2 protein-coding genes are annotated in these 1878 nt (G+C 56.1%); both read right to left on the reverse strand.

The genetic code is table 11. The annotated features are described in order from the left end of the window. Positions 1 to 77: 77 nt before the first annotated feature. Complete coding sequence (locus V6D20_02390) at positions 78 to 1181, reverse strand: N-acetylmuramoyl-L-alanine amidase (protein HEY9814645.1); 1104 nt, start codon at positions 1179 to 1181, stop codon at positions 78 to 80. Positions 1182 to 1403: 222 nt separating this feature from the next. Further along, positions 1404 to 1878 (reverse strand): hypothetical protein (locus V6D20_02395; GenBank protein HEY9814646.1); only part of this gene is annotated, 475 nt, incomplete at its 5' end.

The raw sequence follows: 1878 nt of genomic DNA on the forward strand, positions 1-1878 counted from the left end.
CACCAACCTCTCTAGCCGATCATGACATGAAGACCACCGCCCTACAAGCTCGATGCCATTCCTAGGGGTAGCCTCAGCTATGGATTAGCCTGAGCATAGTCTAAAATGCCACGGGCGATCGCATGGGCAATCAGTTCGCGAAACTCTGGATTTGCTAACAGTGCCGCATCTTCTGACCCTGTGACAAATCCCATTTCCACGAGCGCCGAGGGCATGGATGTGTTGACCAACACATAAAACCGCGCCGACTTAGCACCGCGATCGCGCATACTGGTTGCTTGCACCAGGCTGCGTTGAATGGCTTCGGCCACCTGGCGATCGCTAGAGGAATAGTAGTAGGTTTCTACACCATTCACGTCTGGGCGACTCATGCTAATGGCATTAGCATGAAGGCTAATAAACATATCAGCCCCATAACGCTCGGCAGTTTGCACCCTGGGAGCTAGATCGAGGGTGCGATCATCTTGTCGGGTGAGCACCACCTGAGCCCCCTGCTGTTCGAGCAAGGCGGCGACCCGTTGGGCAACGGGAAAGACTATATCTTTTTCCCGCAGACCGCTAATCCCCACAGCTCCGGGATCAGAGCCACCGTGACCGGGATCAATCACAATCAGCGGACGTAGGTGGGCCACATTGGGCAGGGTGATGTCGGCAATTCGGGCAGCGATCGCCTCGGAGGTGATGGGCGTTGACGTAGATGTCCCTCCCAGCGGTACCGCCAATCGTTGGCCATCCAGTTGGCGAATAGTGCCAACCTGCACTCTGGCCACCAATTCAAGCTGCACCACAACCGTGGTGGCGTCAGCTTGCTCCACCCGCATCGATACGAGACCCGGATGGTCTGTGAGGTCGGGCAGCATCACCTGCGGGGCCAGTTGGGTATTCGACAGTTCAATCCGATGGCTGGTAACCCGCTGTTGCCAACCGCTATTCACCTGCCCCACAGCCCGATCGGTGCGAAGAATCAGTTGACTACCATCCTCTGACAGCTCAATGGCTTGCAGGGTGGCGATCTGGGAGGAAAATAAACCTTGGCTGATTTGATGGGGCTGAGAGGTGACCGGTGAGCCGGATGCGGCATCGAGATGGGTGGACAAGTCCGATGCGGTTGCTAAGGTCGGCAGAGCCATCAACGCCCCGCAACAGCCTAGCCACACTGATAAAAAGCGATAGGTCTTCAAGCAAACTCTCCTGGTGTGTAAGGAGACAGGCAGCGATCGCACCACTCACCTGTCTAAAGCTTTCCATGATTTACACCGCCTGATCTCGTCCTGCCGGACAGGGGAGAACCTGTTGGGCAGGGGCAGTGTATTAATACAAGTGAAAGCAACGCGGTCGTTTAGACGAAATTAAATCGGGGGCAGTACAGGAACACAGGTGAAAGCAATGGTAACAGCAGTCATCTAGACAAAACTCGATGGGGTGATGCGAGAGGCCTGGACATCGTTCAAGACCAGCAATGTCGTATTACCAGCTTGAATGAGCGTGTTGTCTTGTCGTTGACGAAAGGTCAGTTGACCGACGGTGAGCGATCCGGTGAGCTGAATGCGATCTTGGCGGGGGTTGAAGTCGGTGACGATGTCGGTGCCATCCCTTGGGCCAGTCACTAGGATATCGCGTCCTAACCCCGTTGTGATGCGATCGCTTCCCCGTCCACCGATCAGCCGATCATGGCCAGCACCGCCGTCTAATACATCATTCCCAGCACCGCCCTCTAACAGATCATTGCCGTTGTCGCCCAAGAGCCGATCATTGCCCTGGAAACCCAGAAGGCGATCGTCGCCCCCCAAACCCCGCAAAACATCATCTCGCCGGGTGCCCTGCAGAACGTCGTCACCCTGGGTTGGCGGATTGGGATCGGTGACCGTGACGACAAAG

This window comes from Candidatus Obscuribacterales bacterium (genome assembly GCA_036703605.1).
In the GTDB taxonomy this organism is placed as follows: domain Bacteria; phylum Cyanobacteriota; class Cyanobacteriia; order RECH01; family RECH01; genus RECH01.